General features: G+C 64.1%; 12 protein-coding genes. 8 read left to right on the forward strand and 4 right to left on the reverse strand.

Annotated elements, in window-relative coordinates; all coding sequences use genetic code 11:
- Positions 1-188: 188 nt before the first annotated feature.
- A complete protein-coding gene (gene tehA, locus C2L64_RS25675; protein WP_086908743.1) occupies positions 189-1247 on the forward strand; it encodes a dicarboxylate transporter/tellurite-resistance protein TehA in 1059 nt (352 codons plus the stop codon).
- A 643-nt stretch (positions 1248-1890) separates the two neighbouring features.
- Here the strand turns inward: tehA and C2L64_RS25685 are convergent.
- Together C2L64_RS25685 and C2L64_RS25690 are read right to left on the reverse strand one after the other, a co-directional pair.
- On the reverse strand, positions 1891-2961 hold the full coding sequence (locus C2L64_RS25685) for an IS30 family transposase (protein ID WP_079483546.1): 1071 nt from the start codon (positions 2959-2961) through the stop codon (positions 1891-1893).
- A 214-nt stretch (positions 2962-3175) separates the two neighbouring features.
- The gene (locus C2L64_RS25690) at positions 3176-4105 is read right to left on the reverse strand and encodes a LysR family transcriptional regulator (protein ID WP_007749328.1); all 930 of its coding nucleotides are present in this window, start codon (positions 4103-4105) and stop codon (positions 3176-3178) included.
- A gap of 156 nt (positions 4106-4261) precedes the next feature.
- On the opposite strand from C2L64_RS25690, the gene C2L64_RS25695 reads away from it, so the two are divergent.
- From C2L64_RS25695 to C2L64_RS25710, 4 genes are read left to right on the forward strand one after another with little or no spacing between them, the layout of a single operon-like run.
- Complete coding sequence (locus C2L64_RS25695; RefSeq protein ID WP_009771083.1) at positions 4262-5470, forward strand: amino acid aminotransferase; 1209 nt, start codon at positions 4262-4264, stop codon at positions 5468-5470.
- A gap of 11 nt (positions 5471-5481) precedes the next feature.
- Positions 5482-6276: a class II aldolase/adducin family protein gene (locus C2L64_RS25700; protein ID WP_007749322.1), complete on the forward strand. Its 795-nt coding sequence runs from the start codon at positions 5482-5484 to the stop codon at positions 6274-6276.
- A gap of 12 nt (positions 6277-6288) precedes the next feature.
- On the forward strand, positions 6289-7272 hold the full coding sequence (locus tag C2L64_RS25705; protein ID WP_009771082.1) for a 2-dehydropantoate 2-reductase: 984 nt from the start codon (positions 6289-6291) through the stop codon (positions 7270-7272).
- A gap of 40 nt (positions 7273-7312) precedes the next feature.
- Positions 7313-8512 carry a cytochrome P450 gene (locus tag C2L64_RS25710; RefSeq protein WP_009771081.1) on the forward strand — a complete coding sequence of 400 codons (1200 nt, stop codon included), beginning with the start codon at positions 7313-7315 and terminating at the stop codon, positions 8510-8512.
- A 49-nt stretch (positions 8513-8561) separates the two neighbouring features.
- On the opposite strand, the gene C2L64_RS25715 is transcribed toward C2L64_RS25710, so the two are convergent.
- Together C2L64_RS25715 and C2L64_RS25720 are read right to left on the reverse strand one after the other, a co-directional pair.
- A complete protein-coding gene (locus C2L64_RS25715; protein ID WP_009771080.1) occupies positions 8562-9482 on the reverse strand; it encodes a pyridoxal-phosphate dependent enzyme in 921 nt (306 codons plus the stop codon).
- A 145-nt stretch (positions 9483-9627) separates the two neighbouring features.
- Positions 9628-11496: an ABC transporter ATP-binding protein gene (locus C2L64_RS25720; protein WP_009771079.1), complete on the reverse strand. Its 1869-nt coding sequence runs from the start codon at positions 11494-11496 to the stop codon at positions 9628-9630.
- A gap of 492 nt (positions 11497-11988) precedes the next feature.
- Between C2L64_RS25720 and C2L64_RS25725 the strand changes: the two genes are divergently transcribed.
- The 3 genes from C2L64_RS25725 (at position 11989) to C2L64_RS25735 (ending at position 14271) form a co-directional block, all read left to right on the forward strand.
- Positions 11989-13044, forward strand: coding sequence for a phytoene/squalene synthase family protein (locus C2L64_RS25725; RefSeq protein ID WP_009771078.1), 1056 nt, complete (start codon positions 11989-11991; stop codon positions 13042-13044).
- A 102-nt stretch (positions 13045-13146) separates the two neighbouring features.
- Complete coding sequence (locus C2L64_RS25730; protein ID WP_009771077.1) at positions 13147-13485, forward strand: DOPA 4,5-dioxygenase family protein; 339 nt, start codon at positions 13147-13149, stop codon at positions 13483-13485.
- Positions 13486-13539: 54 nt separating this feature from the next.
- Positions 13540-14271 (forward strand): FprA family A-type flavoprotein, encoded by a 732-nt coding sequence (locus tag C2L64_RS25735; RefSeq protein ID WP_009771076.1) that lies wholly within the window; start codon positions 13540-13542, stop codon positions 14269-14271.
- The last annotated feature ends 184 nt before the right edge of the window (positions 14272-14455 follow it).

The raw sequence follows: 14455 nt of genomic DNA on the forward strand, positions 1-14455 counted from the left end.
GCGGCTCACATTCCTGCCCGATCGGCTCATCGAAAGCGGCGAGTGTGATTCCCGAAGGCTATTGATCCGATCGAGCATCTTGACGAGACGGCCTGGCATTCGCGAGCTCGTGCGTCGCCTCTAAAGTGCGTTCCATTGGCGCATCGGATGCAGTACGGTCGGCGACGCGCATCGGACAGGAGAGTGACATGCAAGCGAAGACAAACGATACGGTGATGCCCGCTTCCTTCTTTGGTATTGCCGTCGGTTCACTGGCGCTCGCGAACGCGTGGCGCGTCGCGGCGCGCATCTGGCACCTGCCGGCGGGGATCGTCGACACGCTGACCTTCGTTGCGCTCGGCGTCTGGGTCATCGTGCTCGCAGCGTATGCGCGCAAGTGGTTCGTGCAACGCTCGCAAGCCAGGGCGGAGTGGGAGCATCCGCTGCAATCGTCGTTTGTCGGGTTGGGGTCGACGGCGAGCCTGCTGGCGTCGATTGCGCTTGCCAACTATTCGCGCACGGCTGGGCTCGTCGTGTTCGCGGTGGCGGCTGTCGCGCAACTCGCCGTGGGCGTGCATCTGCAAGGCCGCATCTGGCAGGGCGGACGCGACCCGGAACTGACGACGCCCGCGATCTATCTGCCCGCCGTCGCGCCGAGCTTTGTCGCGGCGACGGCGTCGGCGACGTTTGGTTGGCAACAGATGGGCATGTTGTTCTTCGGGGCTGGGTTGCTGTCATGGCTCGCGATCGAATCACTGATTTTGCATCGCGCCGCTGTGCACACGCCGCTGCCCGAAGCGCAACGCCCGCTGCTCGGTATTCAGGTTGCGCCGCCTGTGGTGGGCGGTGTTGCATACATGAGCATTACGCACGGCGCGCCGGATCTGTTTGCGTTTGCGCTGCTTGGGTACGGTCTGTATCAGGCGCTGCTGATGTTGCGGCTGCTGCCGTGGATTCGCCGTCAGCCGTTTGCGCCGTCGTACTGGGCGTTCACGTTCGCTGCCGCCGCGCTGCCGACGCTTGCCATGCGGATTGTTGAGCGCGGGGCGACGGGTGAAGTCGAGTGGCTTGCGGTTGGGTTGTTTATCGTTTCGAATGGGGTGATTGGACTGATTGCGTGGAAGGCGCTGCGCGCGTGGATCGGGGGGCGGCTGGTGCCGAAGCTTGAGTTGCCGCTGGCCGCGGAGGCCGTGAAGCCGCAAACGTTGCGCGTCGTGCGGGCCGTGAAGATTGCGCAGAATGATGTGCGTGGCCGCACGGCTGTGTGATTGTCGATTGGTTGCTTTTTTTGTTTGCGACGGTGGTCGGGTTTTTTTGCTTTTTTGCTTTTTTGCTGGCATCCGCGTTATGTCTTTGGTCTGCAAGCGTTGCCCCTGTGCGGGGCGGCACCTACTTTTCTTTGCCGCCGCAAAGAAAAGTAGGCAAAAGAAAGCGGCTAACACCGCCAGCACTTGTGTTTGCCTGAGGGCCCCCAAAGGGCCTTACGCTTCACACGGCAATCACGTGACCCATGTTCGTTGCCAACGCTCTTGCAGTGCGCCTCACCCGCTTCACGCGTCCGCGTCGCACCATGCCGTGCCAGATATTCAACGGCCGCCCAGGTGGCAAACTGTGTGTAGGCCGTAGAGCCTCATACGCCTCACTTCGGACCGATAGCGCACGCGTACCTTCACGTAAGAGCGCCAAGCTATACGACGCGACAACCTACACACAGTTTGCCACCTGGGCGGCACATACCATTCGCTGCCGCTTGCCCTTGTGCGGGTGGTTGAAGCGGGTGAGGCGTTCATTCGAAGCGTTGGCAACGAACGTGAATCAGGGGCGTCGCCGTGTGAAGCGTAAGACCGGTTGGGGGCCCTCAGGCAAGAACAAGAATTGGCGGTGTTAGCCGCTTTCTTTTGCCTGGCGGTTTCAAAGGCTAAGTGCAACAGCGGGGTTGATCGCAATATCCTGTTCCGCGCATTTTTCCATAAAAGCTTCTGCAGGGGTCTTCCAGCCGAGCGTCTTGCGCGGACGGATGTTCATGCGCATCGCGATCAGGTCGAGCTGGCGCTGCGAGAACACGGAGAGGTCTGTGCCTTTGGGCAGGTACTGGCGCAGCAGACCATTGGTGTTCTCGCAGATACCGCGTTGCCAGGGGCTGTGCGGATCGCAGAAGTAGATACGGATACCGGTGGCCTCGGCAAGCTTTTTATGTTCTGCCATTTCCTTGCCCTGGTCGTACGTCAGGGTCTGGCGCAGTTCTGCCGGCAGCGGCGCGAACGCCGCACTGTAGGCATCAAGCGCCGCCTCGGCGGTGCTGCCATCAATCTTCACCAGCATCACGAACAGGGTGCTGCGATCAATCAGGGTCCCCACGGCCGAACGGTTGCCCGCACCCTTGATCAGATCGCCTTCCCAGTGGCCCGGAATCAACCGGTCGTTGGCCTCGGGCGGGCGCACATGAATGCTCACCATGTCGACGAGCTTCCCACGGCGGTCCTGCCCGCGTGTGCGCGGCTTGCGCGTGCTACGCCCCTGCCTGAGCAGGGCAACCAGTTCACGCCGCAATGCGCCACGCGGCGCGGCATAGATGGCGTGGTAGATCGTTTCGTGCGAGACGTTCAAGGCAGGTTCTTCGGGATGCACACGTTCGAGTTGGGCGCACACCTGCTCAGGCGAGAGGCCGCCTTCCAGGTATTGACGTACCTCGGCCCACAATGGTCCGTCAGGATGCAGCTTGCGCTCACAGCGCGGCTTGCGCCGCAGCCTTGCCGCCCGGCGGCCCGCGTTCGCGGCATTGTAGCCGCCAGCGATAGCGGGACGTCCCATTGGACCTCGCTCATGATCCGGCTTCCAGCCATTGCGCCTGAGTTCACGGCTGATCGTGGCTGGCGAACGCCGTAACACACGTGCAATCTCCCGCGTACTCTTGTTCTCCTGCTTCATTGCAAAGATAGCACCGCGCTCCTCGGCACCAAGGTGTTCGTATTTTTGTCCCATGCAACACATCCTAAATGAAGTGTTGCACTTGATCCTTGAAACCGCCCCTACTTTTCTTTGCGGCGGCAAAGAAAAGTAGGTGCCGCCCCGCACAGGGGCGACGCCTGAACGGCAAACACCATCACGCGGATGCCAGCAAAAAAGCATAAAAAACCAAACGCATCCCACACGCCAACGCAAAATCAAAAAAAACCAAACCGCGCGCACCGCATCATCACTTCACGCCAGCTTGCGTCTTGCGATCCCAAGCCCTGAGGCTAGTCCCAAGAAACTCCGCAAACCCATCAGCAGACGGCGACAACGACCGGTCCACAGGACGATAAACACACACTTCCCGAATCGTCTCCGGCTCAACGACGCGCCGCATCACAAGCCCAAACGTCTGCGCAAGCGGTTTCACATAAAGCGGCGCAAGCGTAACAGCAAGCCCCTGCGCAACGAGCCCAAACGCCGTAGTGACATTATCGACAACCTCAACAGGCGCAATCCGCGCATCCGATGGCTGATCGGCCAACATCTGCGCGACACTCGCTTCGTGATCGCGGCCCGTCGCGATGATCGGCGTGCCCCGCAGATCCTGCCACCGCAAGCGCCTTTTCCGCGCCAGCGGATGCTGCTCAGCGCACCACAACACCCACGGGCTCTGAAAGATCGCTTCGCGCTGCACGCGGTCGCCCGTCGCGCGATCGGGACCGACAGCGAGATCGACGTCTCCGCTAGCAACACGCTCCACCAGTTGCTCGACATCCGTATCAACAACCCGCACCACGACCTTCGGCTTCTCGGTCGCGTAGCCCGCTATGGCAAACGGAATCGCCGTGCTCGCCAGCACCAGCGGCGCGCCAACCCGCACAATGCCCGCCGCGCGGTTGCGGATGTCGCTCGCGGTCTGCTCGGCGGCGCGCAGATGCCGCAGCACGGATTCCGCCGAAGAGAGAAAATCGCGGCCGGCCGTCGAAAGGCTCACGCGCCGCGTCGTGCGATCGAACAGACGAAAGCCAAGCTCGCGCTCCAGCTCCGCCAGCAACTGGCTCACGGCCGACGAGGTCAGCCCCAGCCGTTGCGCCGCAGCGGCAATGCCGTTCTGATCGACAATCGCGAGAAACGCCTCGAACTGGCGTATGGTGATGCGTGTGAGGGCCATCCGCCGATTCTAAAGCGTAACTTACGAATCGTGCAGAATCGATTGATTGTGACAACACGCGCTTTTCGACACACTGTTTCGCATGCGTCGGTGCATGCCTTCGCAACCTCTCGCAGCGTCAAGCAACATCCATCACACATAGACAGAGACACAACCATGTTCGAACACATCCCCGCGTATCCTGGCGATCCCATCCTGAGCCTCAACGAGGACTTCCAGCGCGACCCGCGCACCAACAAGGTCAATCTGAGCATCGGCATCTACTTCGACGAAAACGGCACGCTGCCCGTGATGTCGTCGGTGCGCGAAGCCGAAGCGGCCATCGTCGCCCAAGGCACGCCGCGCTCGTATCTGCCGATGTCGGGCCTGCCGCAATACCGCGACGCCGCGCAGACGCTCGTGTTCGGCGCCGACAGCGCAGCGCGCGCCGCGGGCCGCATCGCGACGGTCCAGACGGTGGGCGGCTCGGGCGCGCTGAAGGTCGGCGCGGATTTTCTGAAGCGCCACTTCGCGGACTCGCAGGTGTGGCTGAGCGATCCGAGCTGGGAAAACCATCGCGTCGTGTTCGAAGCGGCGGGCCACACGGTCAACACCTATCCGTACTACGACGACGCAACGGGCGGTCTGCGCTTCGACGCGATGCGCGACACGATCGACGCGCTGCCCGAACGCAGCATCGTGCTCCTGCACGCTTGCTGCCACAACCCGACAGGCGTCGATCTGACGGCAGACCAGTGGCGCGAGCTGGTGCCTGTGCTGCAGCGTCGCAAGCTGATCGCGTTCGTCGACATGGCGTATCAGGGCTTCGGTGATGGCCTCGAAGAAGATGCCGCCTGCGTGCGCATGCTCGCGGACGCCGACGTGCCGATGATCGTCGCGAACTCGTTCTCGAAGAATTTCTCGCTGTACGGCGAGCGTTGTGGCGCGCTGAGCGTCCTCTGCAAGGACGCAGCCGAAGCACAGCGCGTGCTCGGCCAGCTGACCTTCACGATCCGCGCGAACTACAGCAATCCGCCGATGCACGGCGCGCGGCTCGTCGCGGGCGTGCTCGGCGACGCGAAGCTGCGCGCGTCGTGGGACGACGAACTGCGCGGGATGCGCGAGCGTATTCATGAAATGCGTCATGCGATTCACGACGGGCTTGCCGGTCGCGTCGATGAAGTGATGCGCGCGCGTTACACCGCGCAGGTCGGCATGTTCACCTACACGGGACTGTCCGCCGAACAGGTCGAAACGCTGCGCCTGGAACACGGCATCTATCTGCTGCGCTCGGGGCGCATGTGTGTCGCGGGCCTGAACCGCAACAACGTCGCGTACGTGGCATCGGCGATTGCCGCCGTCGCCGGGTCGGGCGCACGCCAGTAAGGAGGCACGAGATGGAGATCATGGAGCGAGACGAGCGGGCCACTGGCACTGGCACGGCAGCGATGCATCCCGACGAATGGCAGGCGCGCGTTCAATTGGCCGCCTGTTATCGCGTCTTCGATATGCTGGGCTGGACCGAGTTGATCTACAACCACATCACGGTGCGCTTGCCCGAAAGCGTGACGGGCGGAGCGAAGCAATTCCTGATCAATCCATTCGGCCTGCATTACAGTGAAGTGACCGCGCGCAATCTGGTGAAGATCGATGCGCAAGGGCGCATTCTCGACGGCTCGACGTATCCGGTGAATCCCGCCGGCTTCACCGTGCATGCGGCGCTGCACGAAGGCATACCCGATGCGCATTGCGTGATGCATACGCATACCACGGCGGGGGTCGCCGTCGCGTGCTCGGAAGGCGGCTTGCAGCAGACCAACTTCTATAGCGCGCAGTTGCATGAACGCATTGCGTATCACGACTTTGAAGGCATCACGATTCACGCCGAGGAAGGGCCGCGCCTCGTCGAACATATCGGCGACCGGCAGGCGGTGATTCTGCGCAATCATGGGCTGCTGTCGTGGGGCACGACCTTGCCGCAAGCGTTCGCGATTCTGTGGACGCTGAACCGCGCGTGCGAGATTCAGGTCGCGACGTTCGCGATGGGCCACGCGCGGCCCGTGCCCGAAGCGGTCGCCGAGCAGTGCTCGCGCGACGCGCTGCAATTCGACGTGCGCTACGGCGCGGGGCAGGACGTGTTCGACGCGCTGGTACGCAAGGTCGATAGAATCGACGCCAGCTACAAGGATTGAGGAAGAACAACGATGAAGGTATGCATTTACGGTGCCGGTGCGATCGGCGGATGGATGGGCGTGAAGCTCGCGCAGGCGGGCTGCGAGGTGAGCGTGGTCGCGCGCGGCGCGACGCTCGACGCGTTGCGCGAACATGGCCTGCGCCTCAAAGAAAACGGCGAGACGCATGCGGTCCGCGTGCAGGCGAGCGACAAACCGGAAGCGCTCGGCGTGCAGGATCTCGTGATCGTCGCGGTGAAAGCGCCCGGCATGGCCGCTGTCGCGCAGCACATCGCGCCGCTGCTCGGCGCGAACACGCTCGTGCTGACGGCAATGAACGGCGTGCCGTGGTGGTTCTGCGCCGGCTTGCATGGCGAGTTCGCGGGCGCGCGGCTCGCTTCCGTGGATCCCGACGGCTCGATTGCCGCTGCGATTCCCGCTGAGCGCACGCTCGGATGCGTCGTGCATGCGAGCTGCCGCGTCGATGCGCCGGGCGTCGTCGCGCATCATCAGGGGCGTGGTTTGATCGTCGGCGAAGCGACGGGGCATGCGAGCGAGCGTGTGGCGTCGCTCGTCGAACTGTTGCGCAAGGCCGGCTTCGATGCGAGCGCGACGGATCAGATCCAGCGCGACGTCTGGTACAAGCTGTGGGGCAACATGACGATGAACCCCGTCAGCGCGATCACGGGCGCGACCACCGACAAGATTCTGAGCGACCCGCTCGCGCGCGATTTCGTCACGCGCGTGATGCTCGAAGCGAAAGCCATCGGCGCGCGCTTCGGCATCCCCATCGAGCAGGCGCCCGAAGATCGCCACGCCGTGACGCTCAAGCTGGGCGCGATGCGCACGTCGATGCTGCAGGACGTCGAAGCGGGCAAGGCCGTCGAACTCGATGCGCTGGTCGGCGCAGTGTGCGAGTTGGGCAAGCTGACGGGCGTCGACACGCCGTATGCGAATGCGCTGTTTGGGCTCGCTCGTCTGCACGCTCGCGTGCGTGGGCTGTATCCTCTCGACTGACGCTGCACCTTCAATAACTTTAAGCCCCACGCATCAAAGCATGAAATTCACCGATCTGTCGTCCCCAGCCTACTTCGACAATCCTTATCCGTTCTATGAAGGCATCCGCAGCGCGGGCGCCTTCGTGCCGCTCGCGCCCAGCATCATGCTGACGGGCCGTCACGCCGTCATCGACGCGCTGCTGCCCGACCGCCGCATGGGCAAGACGTACATGCCCAGCGTGGTCGCGCGATACGGCGAGAGCGCGCGCGAGCAGCCGGTGTTTCAGGCGCTCGAACGCACCTTCCTGATGATGAACCCGCCCACGCACACACGCCTGCGCGCGTTGCTGATGAAGGCATTCAATGCGCGGCAGATCGAAACGCTGCGCACCATCGCCGAAGAAACGACGGACAGTCTGATCGACGGGATGCAAGGCAAGCCCGAAGTGGATCTCGTCAGCGAGTTCGCGATGCCGCTGCCGTTGCAGATCATCTGCCGGCTGCTCGATGTGCCCGTCGAGGATGGCGTGCGCTTCGGCGACGCGGCGAGCCTGCTGGTGTCCGCGTTCGATCTCGCGCCGATGTCCGCCGACGCGCTCGCGCGCGCGAATCAGGCGGCGCTCGAACTCGAACAGTATTTCCGGGCAGTGGTCGCGCAACGGCGCGCTACGCCGGGCCACGACATCGTGTCGTCGCTGATCCAGGCGGAAGAGGGCGGCGAGCGGTTGTCGGAAGACGAGATCATCTCAAACGTGATCTTGCTGTTCGTCGCCGGGCACGAGACCACGTCGAACATGCTCGGCAACGCGTTGATCGCGCTGCATCAGCATCCGGCGCAACTGGAGAGGCTGCGCGGCGACCCGTCGTTGGTGTCGAAGGCCGTGGCCGAATGCGCGCGCTACGACACGGCCGTGCAGATGGTGGTGCGTACCGCGTTCGAGGATATCAACGTCGACGGGCAGACGCTGCCGCGCGGCTCGATCGTCTTCATGCTGCTCGGTTCGGCCAATCGCGACCCGGAGCGTTTCGACGCGCCGGATACGCTCGATATCGGCCGCGACCCGTCAGGCCATCTGCTGACGTTCGGCGCGGGCATTCACTACTGCCTCGGCGCGCGCCTCGCGATGATGGAACTGGAAATCGCGCTGCACAAGCTGCTGACACGTCTGCCGCAACTGCGGCTTACGAATCTCGATGCATTGCAGTGGCGCAGGCGGAACAACCTGCGCGGCGTCGAGTCGCTGATCGCCGCGCTGTGACCGCGCGCTGTGACCGGCTAGTCAGGAAGGCGTGACGTCCGTACGACGCTCACGCCATCTCGCGATGCCAGCGCTCCAGTTGCTCGATGGTCGTGGCCGCGCCGCCGCACACGATCACGAGCACGCTTTCTAAACGCTGTAGCGCTTCCGTCTGCCGATAGACGAGGGCGAGGCTCGCGCCGCAAGCGGGCTCGACGAGCACGCGGTGATCGTCGACGAAACGGCGCGACGCATCCACGGCTTCCTTGTCCGACACCACCACGCATTCGACAGGATGCGTCTGTGTGAGCATGAACGCCTGCTCGCAGACCTGCTTCGCGCCCAGCGACGTCGCGACGCTCGTAATACCCGGAAGCTCGATCCGCTGGCCCGCGCGCACCGATTGCGCGAGCGACGACGCGCCTTCCGTTTCGACTGCGATCAGCGGCACGTGGCCAAGACCGTTGCGCCGCAAGCCTTCGATCGCGCCCGCCATCAGCCCGCCGCCGCCCACCGACAGCACGACGGCATCGAACTTCGCACCCGCGCGCACGACCTCGTCGATCATCGACGCATGGCCGTGCCACAAGAGCGGATCGTCGAACGGATGGATGAACGCGTCGTCGGGACCGACCTGTTCGAGCGCGAACGCGTTCGCTTCCTGCCAGGTCGCGCCGTGCACGATCACGTCCGCGCCTTGCAGGGCGATCAGTTCCTTCGCGCGCTCGCCCGTGCTTTGCGGCACGACGACCGTGACGGGAATCGACAGCGCGCGGCCCGCATACGCGACCGCGATGCCCGCATTGCCGCCCGACGACGACACGAAGCGGCGCTTGCCGCGCTTCGCATGCTCTTCGGCCGCGTAGCCGATGCCGCGGATCTTGAACGAGCCGGGCGGCTGCAGCGCATCCATCTTGAGCAGCACGCGGCGGCCCAGATGCCGGCTGAGCGGTTGGGATTCGAGAAGCGGGGTGTCGATGTGCAGTGTCATGATGGTGTTGCCGGAAGCGGCTTCGCTGAAGCGTTGAATCGCAGATGATAGCAAGCCCCAGCCGTCAGGGCTTGCTGCATCTGCGCATGAAAAAGGGCGGTTCGAAAAATCGAACCGCCCTCGGCCTCGCAGATAGAGCGATGGATTATTTGCCGGCGATCAGGCTCGGATCGCTGGCAAACCGCTCGCTGCCGCGCGCGGGTCCATCGTCCAGCAGGCCCTTGGTCAACTCCAGCGCCTGACGTTCGAACAGCCGACGGTACACGCCGCCGTCGATCCGGATCAGTTGCTCGTGGCTGCCTTCCTCGACTACGCGGCCCTTGTCGAGCACGAGCAGGCGGTCGAGCGCGCGCACTGTCGAGAGCCGGTGCGCGACGACGAGCGTCGTGCGTCCGACCATCAGCCGTTCCATCGCCTGCTGGATCAGTACCTCGCTTTCGCTGTCGAGGCTCGACGTGGCTTCGTCGAAGATCAGGATCGGCGCGTCGGCTAGGAACGCGCGCGCGATCGCGACCCGCTGGCGCTCGCCGCCCGACAGCTTCACGCCACGCTCGCCGACCAGCGTGTCGTAGCCATGCGGCAGCGCGTCGATGAAGTCGTGCGCGCTGGCGAGCTTCGCCGCCTGCACGATGTCATCGAACGATGCGCCGGGCCGCGCGTACGCGATGTTCTCCGCGAGCGAGCGGTGGAACAGCACGGGCTCCTGCTGCACGATCGCGAGGTGCTGGCGCAGCGACGCCTGCTGCACGTCGGCGATGTTCTGTCCGTCGATTGTGATGCGGCCTTCGTCGATGTCGTACAGCCGCTGGATCAGCTTGATGAACGTCGTCTTGCCCGAGCCCGAATGTCCGACAAGGCCGATCCGCTCGCCCGGCGCGATGCGCAGCGAGAAGTCGTTGTAGAGCGCCGTGCGCTGCGCGCCATAGCGGAACGTCACGTGCTCGAAGCGGATTTCGCCTTGGCTAATATCGATAGCGGGCGCGCCTGTCTTGTCTTCGATGCCGAGCGGCTCGCGTTCGAGCGCGACGAGTTCCTCCATGTCGTTGACCGAGCGTTGCAGGTTGCGCACGTGCATCCCGACATCGCGCAGATAGCCTTGCAGCACGAAGAACGTGGTCAGCGCATACGTGATGTCGCCGACGCTCGCTTCATCGTGCAGCCACAGCAGCAGCGCCGCGCCGAGAATGGCCGCCTGCATCAGCGCCAGCATGCCGCCCTGTACGCCGCCATTGGTCGTGCCGCGCTGCCACGTGCGGCGCGTGCGTTGCCGCCATTTGGCGATCACGCGATCGAGCCGGCTTTCCTCGCGTTCTTCTGCGCCGAACGCCTTGACGACGGCGTTGCAGCTGACGGCGTCGGCGAGCGAGCCGCCCATGCGCGTGTCCCACAGATTGCCGAGACGCGCGGCGGGCGCAACGTAACCAAGCGACAGCGCGACCGTCACCGCGACATACGTGAGCGAGCCCACGCCGACCACGAGGCCCATCACGGGCCAGTGAAAGCCCAGCAGCACCGTCGATCCGGCGAGCATCAGCAGGGAAGGCAATAGCGCGATCAGCAGCGTGTCGTTGAGCAGGTCGAGCGCCCAGATGCCGCGCGTGATCTTGCGCACCGTCGAGCCGGCGAAGCTGTTCGCATGCCAGTCGGTCGAAAAGCGCTGCACGCGATGAAACGCGTTCGCGCAGATCTCACTCATCATCTTGAGCGTCATCACGATGATGCTGCGATAGACCAGTTGCCGCAGCAACGTGCCGCCGATGCCGAGCGCGATCAGCACGCCGAACGCGACCAGCGCCGGATGCGCCGCGGTGTCCTTGCCGAGCGTGCTGCCCGACGCGAGCGCGTCAACCAGACGGCCCGCGAAGAGCGGCGTCAGCACGTCCGCGAGCGCGGCCGACAGCGCGAACAGCGCAATGCCGACGACGCGCACGGGCTGCTTGCGCCAGTGATGGAAAGTGAAGCCGAGAACGCTTCTGAACGCTTGCGCGCCAAAGTCGAGTTTTTTGCTAGCCATGTATGTCAGCGTGCGGCGCGAGGCGGCGCAGCGCTATCCAGTCAGGAGATTCGGAAGTCGACGACCGATGCCCGCCAACGCGCGGCGGCGACAAAGAAAACCGGTAGTCTGATAAAGGCGCGGGCGCTTGCGAGCCAGCGCGGACGGCAACCTAGCTAGGGGAGCAGAGGAAGCGTCGCGACATCCCGCGAGAGACTGCGATGTACATTGCGTGCATTGAATGCCTCCCTTGGGTGATTGAGTGGATGAAGAACGACTACGTTGAGGCTTGAATTCTAGCAGGAAAGCTTGCGCAAGGTGATCGCAATGCGCGTTGACATGACGCAGAGTGTTGGTTTTATGCGTGCTTCATCGGATGACGGCAGGCGGGCTTTGCAGTCCGCTTTGCAACCCGTTCCACCCGTGCCGGATACAATGCGGCAGCGTCGAATAACACCAACACCGCGTCCGTGCCCGACTGAAGCACGGACTCAACCTGATCGACTTCAACTCATGTCCAGTTCCACTCGGGCCTTTTTGCTGGGTCCGTTGCTCAAAGGGGTTTCCCGTTCCTTCTATCTGACGTTGCGCATTCTGCCCGCCGGCATGCGCGATCCTATCGGCCTCGCGTATCTGCTCGCGCGCGCCGCCGACACGATCGCCGATACCGCGCTGATTCCGCCCGAGCAACGGCTTGCGCTGCTGCTAGCGTTGCGCGACCAGGTCAACGGCGCGACCGACGACGGCGAACTTGCACAGCGCCTCGCGAACGAAGTGGCGGGCCAGCAGACGCAATCGGATGAAAAGGTCTTGCTCGAATCGATCGCGCCCGCGCTCGACGTGCTCCAGCAACTGGACGCCGCCGACCGCGCCGCCGTGCGCGAGATCGTCACGACGCTGACGACGGGCATGGAATTCGACCTGCGCACCTTCCCCGACGAACGCTCGGGCCGCATCGTCGCGCTGCACGAATGGGAGGAACTGGATCGCTATACGTATCTGGTCGCGGGCTGCGTCGGCGAGTTCTGGACCAAGATGACCTACGCGCATCTGCCCGGCACGTTGAAGACCGACGAGCCCACGATGCTCGAGCGCGGCGTGCGCTTCGGCAAGGCGCTGCAGATGACCAACGTGCTGCGCGATTGCGGCAAGGATTTGCGCATCGGCCGCTGCTATCTGCCGTCCGCGATGCTCGACCGCTACGGCCTGACGCCGCAGATGCTGCTGGAGCCGCAAGCATCGCAGCGCGCGCAACCCTTGATGCACGAACTGGTGCGCAAGTCGCTCGATCACTTCCGCGCCGCGCTCGACTACACGCTCGCCATTCCGCGTTTCTCGCTGCGCTTGCGCCTCGCGTGCGTGTGGCCCATCGTGATCGGGCTCGAAACGATGCTGCTGCTCGTCGATAACGCGCACTGGCTGGAGCCGTCGAAAGTATCGAAGATCCAGCGCAAGCAGGTGTACGGCATTCTCGCGCGCTCGCTGCCTGTGTCGGTGTCGGATGCGGGGCTGCGTAGCTGGATCGAAGGGCTGATCCGGGCGATCGAATCGCGCATCGGCGTTCGATGAAACTCGCGCGTAGTCAATCCCGGTTTGTTCATACAGCGATTGAGCGCCTATGATGAACCTCGCACAACCCGAAACGAAGGACGGCCCCGGCCGCAACGGACCATGACGTCAATCGCCAGCTGGCACGCGCATGTGTATTTCGATCAGGCGACGCGCGACGCCGCATGGACGCTGCGCGAAACCATCGAAGCGCAGTTTCACGGCAGATTCGAAATGGGGCGTTTTCACGAGCGTCCCGTCGGTCCGCATCCGATGTGGTCGTATCAGCTTGCGTTCGGCCCCGAGCTACTCGCGGAGCTTTTCGCGTGGCTCGCGCTCAATCACGGCGCGCTCGACGTCTTCATCCATCCGAACACGGGCGACGCGCTGCGCGATCACCGCGATTGCGCGGCGTGGATCGGGCGCTCGTATCCATTGAATCTCGCCGCGTTAGGCGGTTAGCGCGTAGTCGGCGCGGCGCATCGTTGCGCGCGCAGCGCGCATGGAGGTCCGGTCATGACGGTCACCAATGCGGTGTCGGGCACCAACGTCCATGAAGTGGCGGACAGCATCTACCGGATCAACACGCCTGTTTTCTTCGAGGGCGGGCCGGGCGGATTCTCCTTCAACCAGTATCTGATCGTCGACGACGCGCCGCTGCTATTCCATACCGGCCCGCGCAAGATGTTCGCGCTCGTGCGCGAAGCGGTCGCGTCCGTGTTGCCGCCCGAACGGCTGCGGCATATCGCGTTCTCGCATGTCGAAGCGGACGAGTGCGGCTCGCTCAATGAGTGGCTCGCCGCCGCGCCTGACGCGCAGCCGCTGTGCAGCGGCGTCGCCAAACTGGTGTCCATCGACGATCTCGCCGACCGGCCCGCGCGCGGCCTCGAAGACGACGAAACCGTCGATCTCGGACGCCACCGGCTGCGCTGGCTCGCGACGCCGCATCTGCCGCACGCGTGGGAATGCGGGATGCTTTTCGACGAGCCTACCCAGACGCTGCTGTGCGGCGATCTGTTCACGCAAGGCGGCGCCGAATTGCCCGCCGTGACGGGCGCGGACATTCTCGGCCCGAGCGAGGCGTTCCGGCGCAGCATGGATTACTACTCGCACACGAAACACGGCGACGCGATGCTGGAGCGGCTCGCCGCACTCGAGCCGCACACGCTTGCGTGCATGCACGGCAGCGCGTGGCAAGGCGACGGCGCGGCGCTGCTTCGCGCGCTGGCGGTGTCGCTGCGCGAGTGAGTGCGCGGGCCGTGTTGACGCGGCGAATCGACGGCGCGAATCACGGCGATAAGTGACGCGCCCAGCAATCCACGCCGCAGCGCAGCAAAAGTTTTTTCGCGCGTAGTGTCGATTCCCGTCGCCGCCGCTCGTCGTCAAGGTAAGCGGGCATATCGTCCGCTATTAGCCAGCAAGGACGACGACG

It is taken from the genome of Paraburkholderia hospita, from assembly GCF_002902965.1.
In the GTDB taxonomy this organism is placed as follows: domain Bacteria; phylum Pseudomonadota; class Gammaproteobacteria; order Burkholderiales; family Burkholderiaceae; genus Paraburkholderia; species Paraburkholderia hospita.